Source organism: Micromonospora sp. CNZ286 (assembly GCF_014207755.1).
Genome location: NZ_JACHIZ010000001.1, coordinates 2,871,771 through 2,889,736, shown reverse-complemented (window position 1 = coordinate 2,889,736; position 17,966 = coordinate 2,871,771). Strand labels below are relative to the sequence as shown.

Sequence of the window (17,966 nt, the reverse complement as noted above, 5' to 3'; positions counted from 1 at the left end):
GGGGGGGGCGGCGGCCCCGCTCAGCCGCCGGAACGAGGGCAGGCGGTGGTCAGCTCGCTGATGGTGCGGGTGTCGCCGTCGTAGCTGCGCGCCGCCACGAACGCCCCGGCCGGCGGGTGTGCCCCGGCGACCGCCCGGGCCCGGCGCCGGTCCGCCGCGCCGAACCGCAGCGCCAGGCTCAGGTGTGGCACCCACCGGCCGGGCTGGTGCCACGAGTGCCCGCCGGACGCCTCGGCGAGCACGTCCCAGACCGCGCCGTGCAGCGCGACGAGCTGCGGCGTCGGGCGGACCAGCCACACCAGTGGCGCGCTGCCGTCGAGCACCGCCACCCGGCCCAGCCGCACCGGCAACGGGAGCGCCGCGTCGCAGAGGTCGGCCAGGCGCTGCTCGACGCCGGGCGGGAACTCCTCGACCGAGGCGAGCGTCAGGTGCGGCCGGTTCGTCGGGTGCGTGTTGCGGGCCAGGCTGGGCAGCCCGGCGGCGGCGAGCCGGTCCCAGGCGGCGCGAACCGCCGCTTCCAGTTCGGGAGAGCAGAGCAGTTCGACCGTCCGCACGTGATCAGGCTAGTCGGCGTCGGCCGCCCGCGACGCCCCGTACGTCAGAGCCAGCCGGCCTCGCGCGCCCGCCGTACCGCCTCCGCCCGGTCGGCGGCGCCGAGCTTCTGCACGCAGGCGCTGAGATGGTTGCGGACCGTTCCGGCGGCCAGATGGGTCCGCCGGGCGATCACCGCGACCGGCGTGCCCAGCTCGGCCAGCCGCAGCGTCTCCAGCTCGCGCGGCGTCAGCGGGCACTCCGGCAGGGTGAGCGCGTCGGCCGCGAGCGCGGGATCGACGTAACGCGCCCCGGAGTGCACCCGGCGGATCACGTCGGCCAGCGCGCCGCCGGGGGCACCCTTGGCGAGGAACCCGCGTACCCCGGCGGTGAGCGCCGGCCGGAGCTGGGCGGGCCGGCCATGTCCGGTGAGGATCACCGGCGCGCAGCCGGCCAGCGCCCGGGTCAGCTCGGCGGCGACCTCGACGCCTCCGGGCGGCGGCATCTCCAGGTCGAGCACGGCGACGTCGGGGCGGTGGGCAAGCGCCGCGTCCAGGGCGCTGCGCCCGTCGCGGGCGTGCGCGACCACCTCGATGTCCGGTTCCAGGTCGAGCAGCGCGGCCAGGGCGAGCCGGATCAGCTCCTCGTCGTCGGCCAGCAGCACCCGGATCACGGCGTCACCGGCACCGTCGCCACCAGGCTGAACACGCCGTCGGCGGCATCGGCCCGGACCCGGCCGCCGGCCGGGGCGAGCCGGTCGGCCAGGCCGCGCAGACCGCCGCTGAGCCGGTCCGGTCCGGCGTCGTCGCGGACACCGTCGTTGCGTACGGTCAGCGTCACCACGCCGTCCTCCCGGGTGATCTCGATCCGGCACCAGCCGGCCCGGCTGTGCCGCAGCACGTTCGTCCCGGCCTCACGCAGCACGGCGGCCAGGTCGGCGGCGACCGCCGCGGGCACCTCACCGGCGGGCGGGACCACTGTCGTGCGTACCCCGCTGGAGCGCAGCACCTCCCCCACCGCCGCGGCCTGCTCGGCCAGGTCGACCGCGCGGTAGCCGTGCACCGCCGCCCGGACCCGGGTCAGCGCCGAGCCGGCCAGCCGCCGGGCCTCGGCCGCCTCCCGGGCGGCCCGGCCGGCGTCGCGCGGCGCCAGCCGCTCCGCCAGCTCGGCCTTGAGCGCGATCACCGTCAGGTCGTGGCCGAGCAGATCGTGGACGTCCCGGGCGAAGCGCAGCCGTTCCTCGGCGGCGGCGAGCCGCGCCTGGGCGGCCTGCCCCTGCCGGGCCTCGACGAGCAGGTCCCAGAACCAGACCTGGACCCAGGTGAGCGCGGCGATCCCGGCGCCCACCACGCCGGTGACCAGCAGCGCCGTGGTCACCGGCCCGCCCGTCGACCAGGTGACGACGGCCGACACCGCGAGGACGCCGGCCGCCGCCACCACCGCGACGACGGGCCGGAACAGCAGCGGCGTCATGCCGACCAGGGACGCGCCCAGCCACGCCCAGGTGGGCCAGGTCCCGGCCGCGACCGGGCCGAGCAGCGGCAGGCTGAGCAGCGCCGCCGCGATCAGCGCGGCGTGCCGGCGACGACGGGCCGGTACGGGCAGCCACGGCGTGACCGCGGCGTGCAGCACCGCGATCTGGGCGACCGCGAATCCGAGCAGCCCGGCGGCGCCCAGCGCGACGCGGACCGGGTCGGGCTCGCGGGCCAGGCCGACGACGGGCAGCAGCACCGTCGTCCACACGTTCGTGGCCAGCGAAAGCAGGGTGACCCGCCGGGCCCGGCGCAGCCGGTGGTCAGCGGAATCGACTGTCATGCCCGCCGATCCTAGGGCGTGCGGCGCCCCGCCCACCCCCGAGAAACGTCACGGCCGGACCGTGCGATCCGCACGGTTTCCCGATGACTGACGCGCCTTCTCCGGTGCGCCGGGCGGCGGCAGGGTCGGGGCATGACAGAGATGACTGTGGGCGTACCCCGGCGGTGGGCCGGGTGGGCGCGGACCCGGCACCTGGCCGGGATGGTGGTGGCGATGGTGGCCGGGATGGTGCTGCTCGGGCCGCTGTGGCAGGTGGGCGGGAACCTGCTGGGCGGCGCGGCGGTGCTGGCGCGGCCGGACGTGGCCGCGCTGGTGATGGCGACGAACATGGCGGCGGGCATGGCCGCGTGGATGTGGTACCGGGGAGACGGCCGGGCCGCCACCGCGGAGATGTCGGCGGCCATGTACGTGCCGTTCCTGCTGCTGCTCCCGCCCTGGTGGGCCGGGTGGGTCGGGGACGACACGCTGCTGCTCGGCGGTCACCTGCTGATGGTGCCGGCGATGCTGCTGGTGGCGCTGCGGCACCGGCACACGCCCGCCGCGCCGCCGCGCCGGCACCCGGTCGCCGCGGCCGTGGCGCGCGGGTGGCCCGCCGGGCTGGGGCTGCTCATGACGGTGGACATGTGGTTCGCGCCCAGCGTCTTCGCGCCGTGGACGCTGCTGGTCCTGCCGGCCGGCTACCTGCTGATCGGCACCTGGCGGCGGCAGTGGGGCGACCGGCGCGCGCTGGCGGCGCAGCTCGCCGGGGCGGCCGTGTGGGGCGGCCTGGCGGTCGTGGCGATGATCGCGTCCGCCGACGTCGCCGGGGTGCTCGTCGGGGTGGGCTGGCTCGTCCACGCGGCCTGGGACGGCTGGTACCACCGCACCGGCGCTGTGGTACCGCGCGGGTACGCGCTGTGGTGCGCGGTGTTCGACGTCGGAGTGGGCCTCACCACGCTGCTGGCCGTCCTGTCCCGGTGATCCGGCGGGGGCACGGGGCCACGCCGGATCACCCGGAGGGGACGGCACACAGGTGGCGCGGCGAACGTTTGACCCGGTCGCCGCGACCGCCGCGCGGCGGTGATGAAAAGCTTGTCGCATGAACGCCGCACCGACCCCGACCGACCCCGCCCTTCCCGCCGACGCCGAGGACGGCATCGCCTTCGCCGATCTCGGGCTGCGCACCGAGTTGCTGGGCGCGCTGTCCGCGCTCGGCTACGAGGAACCGACGCCGATCCAGCGGGAGGCCATCCCCCCGTTGCTGGCCGGGCAGGATCTGCTGGGCCAGGCGGCGACCGGTACGGGCAAGACCGCCGCGTTCGCGCTGCCGCTGTTGCAGCGGATGCCGGTGGGGCGGGCCGAGGGCGACCCGGTGTCGCTGGTGCTGGTGCCGACGCGGGAGCTGGCCGTGCAGGTCTCCGAGGCGTTCCACCGCTACGGCAAGGACCTGGGCGCCCGGGTGCTGCCGATCTACGGCGGGCAGCCGATCGGCCGGCAGCTGCGTGCGCTCGACCACGGGGTGGACGTGGTGGTGGCGACGCCCGGCCGGGCGCTGGACCACATCGCCCGGGGCACGCTGCGGTTGGGCGCGCTGAGCACGGTGGTGCTGGACGAGGCGGACGAGATGCTCGACATGGGCTTCGCCGAGGACATCGAGGCGATCCTGGAGCACGCCCCGGCCGGCCGGCAGACGGTGCTGTTCTCGGCCACCATGCCGGCCCGGATCGACGGGCTGGCCCGGCAGCACCTGACCGACCCGGTCCGCATCCGGATCGAGCGGGAGCGGCCGGTCGCCGGGGAGGCGCCCCGGGTGCGGCAGAGCGCGTACATCGTGGCCCGGGCGCACAAGCCGGCCGCGCTGGGCCGGGTGCTGGACGTGGAGTCGCCCACCGCGGCGATCGTGTTCTGCCGCAGCCGGGAGGAGGTGGACCGGCTCACCGAGACGATGAACGGCCGGGGCTACCGGGCCGAGGCGCTGCACGGCGGGATGAGCCAGGAGCAGCGGGACCGGGTGATGGGCCGGCTGCGCGCCGGGACGGCGGACCTGCTGGTCGCCACCGATGTGGCCGCCCGTGGCCTGGACGTCGAGCAGCTCACCCACGTGGTCAACTACGACGTGCCGTCCGCCCCGGAGTCGTACGTGCACCGGATCGGGCGGGTCGGCCGGGCCGGGCGGGAGGGTGTGGCGATCACGCTCGCCGAGCCGCGTGAGCACCGGATGCTCAAGACCATCGAGCGGGTCACCGGCCAGCGGATCGCCATCGACAAGATCCCCACTGTCGCGGACATGCGTACCCGGCGGCTGGAGCTGACCCAGGGCGCGCTGCGGGAGAGCCTGCTGGAGGACGACCTCGACCCGTACCGGGCGATCGTGGAGTCGCTCACCGACGAGTTCGACCTGGTCGAGGTGGCGCTGGCGGCGGTGAAGCTGGCGCACGAGGCGACGTCGCCGGGCTCGGACGACGAGGAGGAGATCCCGCAGGTTCCGGTCCGGGGTCCGCGCGAGGGCCGCCCGGAGGCCGGCGGGCGGGGTGAGCGCCGGGGTCCGGCGCGCCCGCGTACCGGCGGCACCACCCAGGTCTTCATCGGTCTGGGCCGCCGGGCCGGGGTACGGCCGCAGGACCTGGTGGGCGCGATCACCGGGGAGACCCGGATCAGTGGCCGGGACATCGGCTCGATCGAGATCGCCGACCGGTTCTCGCTGGTCGAGGTGCCGCAGGGGGTCGCCGACGAGATCATCGCGGGGCTGCGCGGCACCACCATCAAGGGACGCAAGGCCACAGTGCGACGGGACCGGGACGGCGACGGGCCCGGTGAGCGCCGCGACCGGGGCTACGAGCGGCGCGACCGCCGCTGAGCCCGGCGCGACCGGCTTCCGTGCCGGTCGGCGTGGAGACCACAGCGGGCGGACACGACGGCGCCCCGGCCACCGTGCGTACGGTGGCCGGGGCGACGGTCGTCAGGCCGCGGCGAGCGCCGGACCGTCCAGCGACTCCGTGCCGATCTCGACCGGGCGCAGCGCCAGTGCGAGCACGTCCGCCACGTCGGACAGGGTGTGCACGGTCAGCGCCTCCCGCACCTCGGCCGGCAGGTCGTCCAGGTCCGGCTCGTTGCGCTTCGGGATGATCACCTCGGTGAGGCCGGCCCGGTGCGCGGCAAGCAGCTTCTGCTTCACGCCGCCGATGGGCAGCACCCGGCCGGAGAGCGTCACCTCGCCGGTCATCCCGAACTCGGGCCGCACCGGCCGACCGGTCACCAGTGAGGCCAGCGCGGTCACCATGGTGATGCCGGCGCTCGGGCCGTCCTTGGGCACCGCGCCCGCCGGGACGTGCAGGTGGATCCGCCGCCCGGCCAGCGCGTTCGGGTCCAGCCCGTAGCGCCGCCCGTTCGACCGCAGGTACGACCACGCGATGTGCGCGGACTCCTTCATCACGTCGCCGAGCTGGCCGGTGAGCGTCAGCCCCGGCTCACCCTCCATCGTGGTGGCCTCGATGAACAGCACGTCGCCACCGGCGCCGGTGACCGCGAGTCCGGTCGCCACGCCGGGTACTGCGGTGCGTTCGGCCGACTCCGGGGTGAACTTGGGCCGGCCCAGGTAGCGGGCCAGGTTGCCGGCGTCGACGTGCACCGGCGCGGAGTCCGTGGCGAGCGCGACCGCGACCTTGCGCAAGATCTTGGCGAGAGCGCGTTCGAGCTGCCGGACGCCGGCCTCCCGGGTGTACTCACCAGCGATCAGCGCCAGCGCCTCGTCGGCGACTGTCACCTCGTCGGTGGTCAGCCCGGCCCGTTCCCGCTGCCGGGGCAGCAGGTGGTCCCGGGCGATGGCGACCTTCTCGTCCTCGGTGTAGCCGTCCAGCGCGACCAGCTCCATCCGGTCCAGCAGCGGGCCGGGGATCGCCTCGACCACGTTGGCGGTGGCCAGGAACAGCACGTCGGACAGGTCGAGGTCGACCTCCAGGTAGTGGTCGCGGAACGTGTGGTTCTGCGCCGGGTCGAGCACCTCCAGCAGGGCCGCCGCCGGGTCGCCGGAGTAGCCGGCGGCCAGCTTGTCGACCTCGTCGAGCAGCACGACCGGGTTCATCGAGCCGGCCTCGCGCAGCGCCCGCACGATCCGGCCGGGCAGCGCGCCCACGTAGGTGCGCCGGTGACCGCGGATCTCCGCCTCGTCCCGGACACCGCCGAGGGAGACGCGGACGAAGTTGCGGCCCAGCGCCCGGGCGACCGACTCGCCGAGGCTGGTCTTGCCGACACCGGGCGGACCGGCCAGGGCCAGCACCGCGCCGGAACCGCGTCCGCCGACCACGCCGAGGTTGCGCTCCGCGCGCCGGTTGCGCACCGCGAGGTACTCCAGGATGCGGTCCTTCACGTCGGCCAGGCCGGCGTGGTCGGCGTCGAGCACGGCCCGGGCCGCGGCCAGGTCCATGTTGTCCTGGGTACGCGTGTTCCACGGCATCTCCAGGACGGTGTCCAGCCAGGTCCGGATCCAGCCCGCCTCGGGTGAGGCGTCACTGGCCCGCTCCAGCTTGCCGACCTCGCGCAGCGCCGCCTCGCGGACCTTCTCCGGCAGGTCGGCGGACTCCACCCGGGAGCGGTAGTCGGCGGAGCCGTCCGGCTCGTCCTCGCCGAGTTCCTTGCGGATCGCGGCGAGCTGCTGGCGGAGCAGGAACTCGCGCTGGGACTTCTCCAGCCCTTCGCGGACGTCGCTGTTGATCTGCTCGGTGACCTCCTGCTCGGCGAGGTGTTCCTTCACCCAGCCGACGAGCAGTTCCAGCCGGGCGGTGACGTCCGGCGCGGCGAGCAGTTCGGTCTTCTGCGTCAGGCTGAGCCAGGGCGCGTAGCCGGCCGAGTCGGCCAGCTCGGACAGGTCGGTCATCCGCTCCATCGCGTCGATCACCTGCCAGGCGCCGCGCTGCTGCAGCACCGAGGTCATGAGCGCGCGGTACTCGCGGGCCAGTTCGCGGGCGCGGCCCGCCGGTGCGGGTTCGTCGAGTTCGGTCGCCTCGACCCAGAGCGCGGCGCCGGGGCCGGGCACGCCGGAGCCGATGCGGGCGCGGGTGAGACCGCGGACGACCGCCGCCGGTTCGCCGCTGGGCAGCCGGCCCACCTTCTCGATCGTGGCGACCACGCCGACGGAGCCGTACTCGCCGTCGAGGCGGGGTACGGCCAGGAGTTCCTTGTCGCCGGTGGCGCGGGCCGCGTCGACGGCGGCCTGGGTGGTCGGGTCGAGGGTCACCGGGATGACCATCCCGGGCAGCAGGACGGCGTCGGTCAGTGGGAGTACCGGAAGAGTTGCCATCGAACACCTGCCATCACGTTGGTTGAGCGTGTCTGGCTCAAGTAACAAAACGTGCCCCTTGTTCCGGGTTGTGACCCACGCCACTACGAAGCGCCGCGTTCCCGCGCTCCGCACCCAATGGCGGCACCCTTTACCGCGACCCGCCGAATGGAAACAGTCGGCTATTGTTGCGGAATTACCGCGCGGTAGGTCAAACTCTTAGCCACACCCCGCCCGACACAGGGAGTAATGGCGATGGCAAGGAAAGTAATCACCGTTCTGACTGACGACCTCGACGGCGGAAAGGCCGATCGGACCGTCGAGTTCAGCCTGGACGGCGTGGCGTACACGATCGACGTCTCCGACGAGAACGCGGGCGTCCTGCGCAAGGCGCTGGATCCGTACATCAGCGCTGGCAGGCGAATCGGCCGGGGAGCGACCGAGGTCGCCCGCGGCGCCCGCCGCACCGCCCGGCCGAGCACCTCGGGAATGGACCGCGAGCAGAACCGCGCCATCCGGGAATGGGCCGCCAAGAACGGGTTCGAGATTTCCGAGCGCGGGCGCATCCCGGTGTCGGTGGTCGAGGCGTACAAGAACCGCTGACCGCCACCGGTTCACCGTCGGGCATCCCGGGGTCACGCTGAGAAATCGGCGGGGCCCCGATCGGCTTTCTACGGTCAGCGCTTTTCATCCGGCCGGATACCGCCGGCACGAAATTTCTTCCGGGATCACCTTCCACCGTGCCCGTACGCGGGAACGGCAGCGGCCGCCCGGAGGAGTCCCCCGGACGGCCGCTGCCGTTCGCCCGCTCAGTTGACCCGGATGCGCACCACGTCGATGGCGGGAGTCTGGTTGGCCCGCTCCATCATCGGGATGCGGTGCGAGCCGTCACCGGCCCAGACCGCGCACTGCGCCACGCCCGACTGCGCCAGGCCCGGAATCTGGATCAGCACGTCGTCCGGCTGGTTGCCGCCCCGCCCGTCCTCGGTGGCCACGAAGAAGGCCGGCACGTCCTGCGGGTTCGGAGGCTGCCGGGTGCTGCCGAGCATGCGGCAGGCGGTGTGGAAGTGGCCGCGCACCAGGCCCTGGCCGTTGAGCAGCGAGCTCTCCAGGTAGTAGCCGCCCTGGCCGGCGGCGAGGAAGCGGTCCCGCACCAGGTTCTTGGTGGTGACCCGGAGGGTGAACGGCTGGTTGCGCCGCACCTGGTTCGGGAACTGCGTGATCAGCAGCGACGGGTTGTTCGCCGCGGCGCCCACCTCACCGAACGCGGTGCTCACGCACCGGTTGCCGTTCTGGAAACCGTCGTGCGCCTGGAGCTGGCTGCCGGAGCAGTCCTTGGCGAGCACGTTCAGGCCGTTGCCGCCACCGTTGTTCTGGCCACCGCCGTTGTTGTTCCCGCCGCCGTTGTTCCCGCCGTTCTGGCCGCCGTTGTTGTTGCCGCCGTTCTGGCCCCCGTTGTTGTTGCCGCCGTTCTGACCGCCGTTGTTGTTCCCGCCGTTCTGGCCGCCGTTCTGCGGGGTGTCGGTCACCGCGCACTGGGCGAGCTGGTCCAGGCCCTGCGGGCGCTGGGCGACCCGGCCGATGGCGGTGGCGATCCGGTTGAGCGCCGCGGTCCGCTTGTCCGCGAGCGGACGCAGGATCGCGTTGTTGATGAACTCGCCGCCCTTGCGGCCCTCCGCCGCGAGCCGCCGGTTCGCGTCGGCGATCTGCGACTCCAGCAGCGCCAGGGTGCGGTCCACCTCGGCGCGGGCCCGGTCGGGCACCTGCGGTAGCCGGCCGCGGACGTCCGGGCAGGCCACGGTCGGGGTGCCGGCGCCCGCGCCTCCCGCGTTGGTCTGCTGGCACTCGGCCGGCGACATCTGCCCGTCGCCCCAGTGGTTGCGGACCCAGCGGCCGTTCTGCCAGGTACGGGTGGTGCTGCCCTGGCCGTCCGGGGCGGTCGCCCCGGGGCTCGCGGGCACGCAGGACGCCGAGGCGGCGCGGGTGGTCGTCCGCCGGTCCTGGGCGGACGAGATCTGGGTGACGGCGACGATGCCGCCGAAGACCGCGAGCGTGCCGACAACCGCCAGCATCCGCTTGCTCCGCGCGTTACCGGATGACCGGCGCGCCCGTGTGGACCTGCGCATCGAATTGCTCTCCTTCACGATCCGGTAGTTGACTGGTGATCCCGGCGGACCGACGAATTCGGGGTGTGAGATCACTGCGACGCTCAGTCGCGCGTCAATGGCCGACGATGCCCTTTCCGCACCGTCTCCGCGCCGTCCGGGCGCGGCGGGGAAGATCTGCGTCCATTCCCGATGAGGTACGGAGCGCCGTCGGCGAAGGTTCAACCGGAGATCGGAAAAAATCGAAAAGTCGCCGTCCTCGCCGGCGAGGACGGACGGCTCAGTCGGCGCAGAGGTGATCGAAGGCGAACCCGCCGTCGAAGGAGTCCCGCCGGGCGGCCAGCGCGCGTACCCGCCGGAGAAGCTCGTCGCGGTCCAGCAGGGACGGCGCGGCACCGTCGAGGTCACGCAACCGCTCCCCCAGCGCCACAGCCGCCAGGTCCTCGGCGAGCCGCCCCGGGTCGACGCCGCAGGAGAAACCGCGCGAGGTCAGCCGTACCCGCTCCAGCAGACAACGGCCGGGCCGCACCTCGGCCCAGGCCCAGCCCTCCGCCGGACCGTCGGTCCAGCGCACGTGCAGGCCGCGCACGATCGGGTCGGCGATCCGGCCCGCCACGTACGCCTCGACCGCCTCGACCCGGGCCAGCGCGCCCAGGTCGTTCACCGGTCCGCGCCGGCCGTCCGGCAGCCGGCCGATGATGTCCCGGAAGCCGACCGTGTCACCGCCGTCCGGGTCGGTGCCGTCGGCGTAGGCCCGCGCGTCCAGCACGTACTCGACGAACCGGCGGACCTGCTCCGCGCCGCCCAGCGTCGGCGACTCGACGCGCACCAGCGGCAGGCCGACGGCGACGCAGACCGCGTCGGTCAGCCGTTCGGACCGTCGCGCGGCCGATCCGTCGGGGGCGGGCGCGGTGAACCGCACCGCGAAACGCGGCAGCCCGGTGTCGGCCGCGCAGACCACCAGGTCGAGCGACGCCCGCCCGGCGGTGCTCCACTGGCTGCCGGTGACCCCGGGCGGGCGGCCCTGCACCAGGTCGCCTAGCCGCCGCCCGGTGTGGCCGAGGTGGCCGGCACGGACCAGGGACGGCGCGGCGCCGGGCGGGATCGGCCGCAGCCAGGAGGCGGTCACGCTGCCTGTGCTCGTCATCTCGCCCCGATCCCCCTCGTCCGGTCGACGCCCGAGTGTAGGCCGTGCGGCACGACCGGTCCGGCCGACCGGTGCGCTACCGCGCCCGTCCCTCTAGGCTCTGCCCGTGCCCAGCGGACGGACCCCGGAACAGTTCACCAAACGCAGTCTCGTCACCGTCTCCCACGCCATCGAACGCGCGGCGCTCGCCGAGGCCGAGGACGGCCCTCTCGTCGTGCTCGCGCTGTTCCAGCGGCTGCCGTACTTCGCCCGGGAGCGCGAGGTCTACCGGCGCATCGCCGGCCGCGCCGCCGTGACGGTGGTGGCGATGGTCGGCGGACCGCCGCCCGACCTGCCCGACGGTACCTACGGCGTGGCGCTGGACGAGGCGGAGGCGCTGGCCCGGGAGTGGACGGTGGTGGCGCTGAGCCCGCGTTTCGGCGCCACACTCGTCGCGCACGACCGGGCCGAGGTGGCGCCCGCGCCGACGCTGGAGTCCGGCCGGCTGTTCGAGGGACGCTGGGGCTTCCGCCGCGACGAGGCGCTGCACGAGGCGATCCGGCTGCGCGAACAGCTCGCCGAGCGGCTGCCCGCCGCGGCGCGTACCGCGCTGGACGAGGCGATCGCCCGGGTGCGGGACATCCCGGCCGGGCCGGGCGAACCGCGTGCCGAGGCGGCGCTGCGGCTGCTGGCCCGCCGCGGCGACCGGAACAACCAGCCGGTCGAGCCGGCCGAGACGATGCTGGACGAGCCCGGCCTGGCCCGGTGGTCCGGCGCGGACGGGGTGACCGCCTCCGGCACGCTGCCGGTGGCGCTGGTCGGCCTGCGGGTGGACGCGCCGCCCGGCTCGCCGGAACGCTTCGGCCGCCGCGGCGTCGCCCGCGAGGGACACGCCGTGCTCACCGCGATCACCGCCGTGCTGCGGCCGGTCGACCGCGCGCTGCGCGTCACCGAGAACGAGTTCCAGCTCCTCCTGCCGGGGCTCGACGAACCGGCCGCGCTGGAGGTGGTACGCCGGCTGCACGACGCGATCGGCGCGTTGGCCCGGTCGTACCCGTTCATGGCGTACACAGTGCACGCGGCGGTCGGGGTGACCACCCGGCGGCCGCTGCCCACCGCGGACCTGCGCGCCGCAGTCGACTGGGCGGTACGCAAGGGCCTGCCGGTGGCGGGCCTGCCGCCGGAGACCGCCGACGCCGTGACCGCGGCGGCCCGCTGACCGGCGGTCCGGCTCAAGGAGAGGAGACGCGGTGCGGGTGGTGTCGCTGGTGCCGTCGCTGACCGAGGCGGTCGCGGCCACCCGCCCGGAGGTGCTGGTCGGCGCGACCGACTGGTGCACCCACCCGGCCGGGCTCGACGTCGCCCGGGTCGGCGGGACGAAGTACCCGGACCTGGACCGGGTGCTCGCCCTGGAGCCGGACCTGGTGCTGCTCAACGAGGAGGAGAACCGGCTGGCCGACGCCGAGGCGCTGCGCGCGGCCGGGGTGCCGGTCCGGGTCACCTTCCCGCGTACCGTGCCGGAGGCCCTCGACCAGCTCGGTGAGCTGGTGGTCGCGCTCGGCGCGCCGGCCGAGCCGCAGTGGCTGCGCGAGGCCCGCCGTGCCTGGGCCGCACTGCCCGCGCCGGGACGCGTCCGCACCGCCGTGGTGCCGGTGTGGCGACGGCCGTGGGTGGTGCTGGGGCGGGACACGTTCGCCGGGGACGTGCTGGCCCGGCTCGGTGTGCGCAACGGCTGGGCCGACGACGCGGAACGCTATCCCCGGCCGAGCCTGGACGAGCTGCGCGCCCGGGCGCCGGACCTGGTGGTGCTGCCCGACGAGCCGTACCGGTTCACCGCCGACGACGGGCCGGAGGCGTTCCCCGGTGTGCCGGCGGCGCTGGTGTCCGGCCGGCACCTCACCTGGTACGGGCCGTCGCTGGCCGAGGCCCCCGCGCTGCTGGCCGCCCAGCTCGCCACCGAGGGCCCCACCTGACCGGCGGGGCCCGGGTGGCGACGCTCAGGCGACCGGGGTGGCGTGCACCGGGTCCAGCTCCATCAGCGTGGTGTCGTCCACGTCGTACCCGATCGCGTTGTGCACCGCGACCACGCCCGCGACCTGGGCGGCGAGGCGGCCGGCCAGCTCGACGGCGCTACGCCGGTCCAGCCGCCCGTCCATGGTGACCTCGCCGCCGCGGACCTGGACCGTGACCAGGCCGTCGCGCACCGACAGCACCCGGCGCAGCACCTCGTGCACGACCTCCTCGCGGATCTCCGCGTCGGAACGCAGGTGCACGCGCAGCAGGTCACCGCGGGTGACGATGCCGGCGAGCCGGCCCAGGTCGTCCAGCACCGGGAGCCGCTTGACGGCCTCGTGGTCCATCAGCCGGGCGGTCGCCGCGAGCGACGCCCGCTCGTGGGTGGTGACCGCGGGCGCGGTCATCAGGTCCCGGGCGACGAGCGCGCCCGCCTTCTCCCGCGCGGTACGGCGGCGCCGTCCCTCGAAGACCCGCCGCTCGTCCGGGTGGCCGGACCGCTCCACCTTGTGCAGCAGGTCCGCCTCGGAGATCACCCCGAGCACCCGGCGGAACGAGTCCACCACCGGCACACCGCTGATCCGCTGCCGCACCAGCACGTCGACGACCTCGCGGTACGGGGTCTCCTCCGTCACCGTGGCGACGTCCCTGGTCATCACGTCGGTAACCTGCCACGTCCTCATCACGACCTCCTCGTGCCGGGTCTCCACCTGCGACGGTAGGCCGCCGGCGTACGGCCTGGTCAGGGGCGGCGGACCGGCTGCGAGGGGCCGACCGGACCGGGTACGGACGGGACCAATGACCCGGTCACGAGGGCACCTCTCGGCCCTGCTCCCGGGTGCCGCGCGGCGGTGGAATGAATGTGCCACCGGGAAGCGCGGTGCGAGGCACAGGAAGGGACGTGGAGACCATGACCGCGACAATCGAGCGGACCCCCGCCGTCAAGCGGACCCCCGCCGCCACCATCGCTCCGGCGGCGCACACCGAGACCACCCGCCAGAAGGCCACCCGGTACGTCTGGGCCGGGCTGCGGCTCGCCCTGGGCTGGGTGTTCCTCTGGGCCTTCCTCGACAAGATGTTCGGCCTCGGCCACGAGACCCCGGCGAAGAACGCCTGGATCAACGGCGGCAGCCCCACCAAGGGCTTCCTCGGACACGCCGTCGAGGGACCGTTCGCGGGCATCTACCAGAACCTGGCCGGCGCGGCCTGGGCGGACTGGCTGTTCATGGTCGGCCTGCTCGGCATCGGTGTCGCCCTGATGCTCGGCATCGGCATCCGGGTCGCCGCCGTCGCGGGCGGTCTGCTCCTGGTCCTGATGTGGACGGCCGTGCTGCCCCCGGCGAACAACCCCTTCATGGACGACCACCTCATCTACGCGGGCCTGCTGGCCGGCCTGGCCCTGGTGGGCGCCGGCAACACCCTCGGCCTCGGCCGGGCCTGGGCGAGGCTCCCCCTGGTCCAGCGTCTCCCCTGGCTGAAGTGACCAGCTCGCCCCGGGGCGGGCGTCGCCGACAGGCGACGCCCGCCTCTTTCGTGTACCCGCCACGCCGGTGTGCGGGGACCGGCGCGTATCGGCCGGTCGCGATCCGGCAGGATCGACTGTGACCACACCGTCAGCACCGAGGAGACCCGCTCATGGACAAGCCCCAGATCGGCCCGATCGAGGGCGCGCCGCCCGCCGATCTGGTCGTCGAGGACATCACCGTCGGCGACGGCCCGGAGGCCCGCGCGGGCCAGCTGGTGAGCGTGCACTACGTGGGCGTGGCCCACTCGAACGGCCGCGAGTTCGACGCCTCGTGGAACCGGGGTGAGACGTTCGAGTTCCCGCTCGGCGGCGGCCAGGTCATCGCCGGCTGGGACCAGGGCGTCGTGGGCATGAAGGTGGGCGGCCGGCGCAAGCTCACCATCCCGCCGCACCTGGGCTACGGCGCCCGGGGCGCGGGCGGCGTCATCAAGCCAAACGAGACGCTCGTCTTCGTGGTGGACCTGCTCGGCGTGCGCTGAGCGCAACGCCGTTCACATCGGGCCGTCGGCTTCCGCGCCGGCGGCCCGGCGTGCGCCCGGGCTGCGTGCGCCCGGGCCGCCGGCCGTTCAGGCCGCGCAGGCCATCAGCTCGTGGGCGCGGCCGGACGGATCCTGGGCGCGGCCGGGCAGGTCCGGCGCGCGGCCGGGCAGGTCCTGGGCGCGGTCGGTGCAGCGCACCGGGAGCACCCGGTGCAGGCCGGTCACCCGCAGCACCCGGGCCACCACCGGGTCGGGGTCGGTGAGCACCAGCTCGCCGCCGCGGGCCCGCACCCGCAGGTGGGTGGCGACGAGCGCGCGGACCCCGGCGGCGGAGAGCAGCCGCACACCGGACAGGTCGACCCGCAGCACCGGCCGGGCCGGCGCCGCCCAGAGCGCCGCCCGGAACGCCGTCACGGAGGCGATGTCGATCTCGCCGACCGGGCGCAGCTCGACCACGTGATCGTGCACGTCCGTCACCACGTGGAAGCGCTCACCGCTGTGTACCATGCGGCCAAACCTACCCGGGCCCACCGACATTTCCGGACCTCGCGGCAGGGGTTCCGGGTAGTGTCCGGGAACCGACCCCGAGCCGTCTCAGGGTCATCCCGCAACCGCCACGCCACGTCGCGCGGGAAACGGCGAAACGCCGTCGGGGGCTGCCCAGCGCGACGCCGCCGGGCCACAATGAGCCGATGGTCGTCCCCCGCCCGCGAGCCCCACTGCTGATCCGGCCGGTCCGCGAACCGGCGACGGTGCCGCCGCCGCTCACCGGCCCCTGGTCGCCCGCTGACACCCGGCTCGACCGGGCCGACCTGCTGCCGCTGCCGGCCGGCGGCCACGGCCCGGAGGACGTGGTGGTCGACGGCGACGGCCGGGTGGTCAGCGGCGACGAGGACGGCCGGCTCTGGTGGTGGCCGGCCGACTCCCCGCCCGGCACGCCGCCGACGCTGCTGGCCGAGACCGGCGGACGGCCGCTGGGCATCGAGCGGGATCCGGTCGACGGCGGGCTGCTGGTCTGCGACGCCTACCGAGGGCTGCTGCGGGTCGACCCGGCCGGCCGGGTGCACGAGCTGACCGGGACCGCGCCGCCGGTGCACCTGGCCGACAACGCGGCGGTGGGGCGCGACGGCACCGTCTACTTCACCGACTCGTCCGACCGGTTCCCGCTCTCGCACTGGAAACGCGACCTGCTGGAGCATCGGCCCAACGGGCGGGTCCTCGCGTACGACAGGCGCACCGGGCGCACCGACGTGGTCGCGGGCGGGCTCTACTTCCCCAACGGGCTCGCGCTCACCCCGGACGAGTCGGCGCTGATGCTCGCCGAGACCGCCACCCACCGGCTGCTGCGGGTCGACCTGCCCAGCGGGCGGGCCACGGTGCTCACCGACCTGCCCGCGTACCCGGACAACATCTCCGGCGTCGGCGACGGCACCTACTGGGTCGCGTTGCCCAGCCCGCGGCTGCGGGCCATGGAACGGCTGCTGCCGCATCCCCGGGTGCGGCAGATCGTGGCCCTGCTGCCCGGCGCGGTGCAGCCGCAGCCGCGCCGCTACGGGCTGGTCGCGCTGGTCGACGGCGACGGCCGGGTGCTGCGCACGCTGCATGGCCCGAGCGGGGCGTACCCGATGGTCACCGGCGTGCGGCAGCACGGCCGCCACCTCTGGCTGGGCAGCCTGACCGCCACCGGGGTGGCCCGCGTCGACCTGGACTGAGCACGGCGCGGGGCCGGCCCGCGCGGACGCGGGCCGGCCCCGTGGCCGTTCCTCCCCAGGTTCAGCCGCCGCTGTTGCTCCGCGAGGGGGCCGGGGCCGGTGACGACCCGCCGGCCACCGCGCCCGGGTGCGGCGTGGCACTCTGCGTGGGCTTCAGCCCCGCCGGTACGGGCAGCGCGCTGCCCTTGGCGAACTCGTCCCAGCCGACGTTCCAGGCGGTGAAGCCGTTGCCCTGGTCGAGCTTCACCTCGGTGCCCTTGACCGTCACCAGGTCACCGACCTGCGTGAAGCCCATCAGCCAGTCCGCGGCGGTGGCCGAGACGTTGGTGCAGCCGTGCGAGACGTTCGTGCTGCCCTGGTCGCCCTCCGACCACGGCGCCGAGTGGATGAACTCGCCGCCCCAGGTCAGCCGCTGGGCGTCGTCCACGTCGACCACGTAGCCACCGTTGGGCTCACCGCGGGTGTCGAACGTGGTGTGCTCGTGCTTCTCCATGATCACCATGTTGCCGCTCGACGTCGGCGTGCTCGGCTTGCCGAGGCTGACCGGGATCCTCTTGACCACCTTGCCGTCCTGGTAGACGGTCATCTGCTTGGCCTCGTTGTCGATGTCGAGCGTCACCTGCCGGCCGACCTTGGCGCTCGCGACCCGGTCGGAGTCACCGATCGCCTCCTTGCCGATGGGCAGACCCTGCAACGCGCTGCGCACGCTGATCTTCGTGCCCGGCTTCCACCGGTCCGGCGCCCGGTACTCGGCCTGCTTGCCGTCGGCCACCCACGACCAGGTGCCCGGCTGCGGCGGGTCGGTCTTCACGAACAGCCGGCGCTGGACGTCCGCGCGCGCCTCCTTCGGAATCGGCGGGTCGAATCCGAGCACGACCGGCATCGCCGTCCCGTACGTCTGATTCGGCCGGAAATACAATTCGCTGGTGACTGCCGGTTTGGTGGATTTGGCCATTGTCGTGAACGTCGTCTTCTGCGTGGCGGTCCTGCCCGAATCGCCGGTCGCGGTCACCTCCGCGGTGTACGTCCGGGAATTGGCGAGCGGCCGGTCCGGCACCCAGCCGGAGCCGTCCTCACGCGGCTGGGCCGGCACCGCGTTGCCCTTGTCGTCGGTCAGCTTGACGGCTGTCACCTTGCCGTTGCTGACCTTCGTCCCCACCTCCGCGCTGATCGGCACGTCCCGGGTGCGGTCGGCCGGCGTCACGGCGACCGACGGCGGCGCGGCCTCGGCCCGTTTCGTCACCGACTTCGGGCCGGCGGTACACGCGCCGACCGCCAGCGGCGCGGCTGCGACGGTCATCGCGAAAAGCGTCAGTCGGCGCCTCGCAAACATATTTCGCCCCCCATTTCCGAACCCTCTCGCCCACATTCTGTAGGCCTGGGATCGCGCCGTGGCACCTTCGGCG

At 74.5% G+C, this 17,966-nt stretch carries 17 protein-coding genes; 8 read left to right on the top strand and 9 right to left on the bottom strand.

Going from position 1 to position 17,966, the window contains the following annotated elements:
• Nucleotides 1-20: 20 nt before the first annotated feature.
• The 3 genes from FHX31_RS12955 to FHX31_RS12945 are packed head-to-tail and all read right to left on the bottom strand — an operon-like array spanning nucleotide 21 to nucleotide 2,346.
• On the bottom strand, nucleotides 21-554 hold the full coding sequence (locus tag FHX31_RS12955; protein WP_013286579.1) for a 2'-5' RNA ligase family protein: 534 nt from the start codon (nucleotides 552-554) through the stop codon (nucleotides 21-23).
• A 44-nt stretch (nucleotides 555-598) separates the two neighbouring features.
• Nucleotides 599-1,204: a response regulator gene (locus FHX31_RS12950; RefSeq protein ID WP_184976267.1), complete on the bottom strand. Its 606-nt coding sequence runs from the start codon at nucleotides 1,202-1,204 to the stop codon at nucleotides 599-601.
• A complete protein-coding gene (locus FHX31_RS12945) occupies nucleotides 1,201-2,346 on the bottom strand; it encodes a sensor histidine kinase (RefSeq protein ID WP_013286581.1) in 1,146 nt (381 codons plus the stop codon). The genes FHX31_RS12950 and FHX31_RS12945 overlap by 4 nt, the downstream gene beginning before the upstream one ends.
• Before the next feature lie 132 nt (nucleotides 2,347-2,478).
• On the opposite strand from FHX31_RS12945, the gene FHX31_RS12940 reads away from it, so the two are divergent.
• Both FHX31_RS12940 and FHX31_RS12935 read left to right on the top strand, forming a co-directional pair.
• Nucleotides 2,479-3,306: a hypothetical protein gene (locus FHX31_RS12940; RefSeq protein ID WP_030272540.1), complete on the top strand. Its 828-nt coding sequence runs from the start codon at nucleotides 2,479-2,481 to the stop codon at nucleotides 3,304-3,306.
• Between the two features lie 118 nt (nucleotides 3,307-3,424).
• Nucleotides 3,425-5,182 (top strand): DEAD/DEAH box helicase, encoded by a 1,758-nt coding sequence (locus FHX31_RS12935; protein ID WP_013476604.1) that lies wholly within the window; start codon nucleotides 3,425-3,427, stop codon nucleotides 5,180-5,182.
• 102 nt (nucleotides 5,183-5,284) lie between these two features.
• On the opposite strand, the gene lon is transcribed toward FHX31_RS12935, so the two are convergent.
• Complete coding sequence (gene lon / locus FHX31_RS12930) at nucleotides 5,285-7,621, bottom strand: endopeptidase La (RefSeq protein ID WP_013286584.1); 2,337 nt, start codon at nucleotides 7,619-7,621, stop codon at nucleotides 5,285-5,287.
• 234 nt (nucleotides 7,622-7,855) lie between these two features.
• Here lon and FHX31_RS12925 point away from each other — a divergent pair, with 234 nt between their 5' ends.
• A complete protein-coding gene (locus tag FHX31_RS12925; RefSeq protein ID WP_013286585.1) occupies nucleotides 7,856-8,203 on the top strand; it encodes a histone-like nucleoid-structuring protein Lsr2 in 348 nt (115 codons plus the stop codon).
• Between the two features lie 206 nt (nucleotides 8,204-8,409).
• Here the strand turns inward: FHX31_RS12925 and FHX31_RS12920 are convergent, their stop codons facing one another.
• Together FHX31_RS12920 and FHX31_RS12915 are read right to left on the bottom strand one after the other, a co-directional pair.
• Nucleotides 8,410-9,672 (bottom strand): hypothetical protein, encoded by a 1,263-nt coding sequence (locus FHX31_RS12920; protein WP_013476602.1) that lies wholly within the window; start codon nucleotides 9,670-9,672, stop codon nucleotides 8,410-8,412.
• 313 nt (nucleotides 9,673-9,985) lie between these two features.
• Nucleotides 9,986-10,852, bottom strand: a complete 867-nt coding sequence (locus FHX31_RS12915) for a PDDEXK family nuclease (protein ID WP_013476601.1) — start codon at nucleotides 10,850-10,852, stop codon at nucleotides 9,986-9,988.
• Nucleotides 10,853-10,958: 106 nt separating this feature from the next.
• Here FHX31_RS12915 and FHX31_RS12910 point away from each other — a divergent pair, with 106 nt between their 5' ends.
• A complete protein-coding gene (locus tag FHX31_RS12910) occupies nucleotides 10,959-12,050 on the top strand; it encodes a DICT sensory domain-containing protein (RefSeq protein ID WP_013286588.1) in 1,092 nt (363 codons plus the stop codon).
• A 31-nt stretch (nucleotides 12,051-12,081) separates the two neighbouring features.
• A complete protein-coding gene (locus tag FHX31_RS12905) occupies nucleotides 12,082-12,804 on the top strand; it encodes a helical backbone metal receptor (protein WP_013476600.1) in 723 nt (240 codons plus the stop codon).
• A gap of 24 nt (nucleotides 12,805-12,828) precedes the next feature.
• Here FHX31_RS12905 and FHX31_RS12900 read toward each other — a convergent pair whose 3' ends face one another.
• Entirely contained in the window at nucleotides 12,829-13,527 is a 699-nt protein-coding gene (locus FHX31_RS12900) for a CBS domain-containing protein (protein WP_013286590.1), read from the bottom strand.
• A 218-nt stretch (nucleotides 13,528-13,745) separates the two neighbouring features.
• Here FHX31_RS12900 and FHX31_RS12895 point away from each other — a divergent pair, with 218 nt between their 5' ends.
• On the top strand, nucleotides 13,746-14,327 hold the full coding sequence (locus tag FHX31_RS12895) for a DoxX family membrane protein (protein WP_030272549.1): 582 nt from the start codon (nucleotides 13,746-13,748) through the stop codon (nucleotides 14,325-14,327).
• A 152-nt stretch (nucleotides 14,328-14,479) separates the two neighbouring features.
• Complete coding sequence (locus tag FHX31_RS12890) at nucleotides 14,480-14,848, top strand: FKBP-type peptidyl-prolyl cis-trans isomerase (RefSeq protein WP_013286592.1); 369 nt, start codon at nucleotides 14,480-14,482, stop codon at nucleotides 14,846-14,848.
• Between the two features lie 87 nt (nucleotides 14,849-14,935).
• Here FHX31_RS12890 and FHX31_RS12885 read toward each other — a convergent pair whose 3' ends face one another.
• The gene (locus FHX31_RS12885; protein ID WP_013476599.1) at nucleotides 14,936-15,385 is read right to left on the bottom strand and encodes an STAS domain-containing protein; all 450 of its coding nucleotides are present in this window, start codon (nucleotides 15,383-15,385) and stop codon (nucleotides 14,936-14,938) included.
• A 155-nt stretch (nucleotides 15,386-15,540) separates the two neighbouring features.
• On the opposite strand from FHX31_RS12885, the gene FHX31_RS12880 reads away from it, so the two are divergent.
• The gene (locus tag FHX31_RS12880) at nucleotides 15,541-16,560 is read left to right on the top strand and encodes an SMP-30/gluconolactonase/LRE family protein (RefSeq protein ID WP_013476598.1); all 1,020 of its coding nucleotides are present in this window, start codon (nucleotides 15,541-15,543) and stop codon (nucleotides 16,558-16,560) included.
• A 61-nt stretch (nucleotides 16,561-16,621) separates the two neighbouring features.
• Here FHX31_RS12880 and FHX31_RS12875 read toward each other — a convergent pair whose 3' ends face one another.
• On the bottom strand, nucleotides 16,622-17,893 hold the full coding sequence (locus FHX31_RS12875; RefSeq protein ID WP_030272561.1) for a L,D-transpeptidase: 1,272 nt from the start codon (nucleotides 17,891-17,893) through the stop codon (nucleotides 16,622-16,624).
• Between the last annotated feature and the right edge of the window lie 73 nt (nucleotides 17,894-17,966).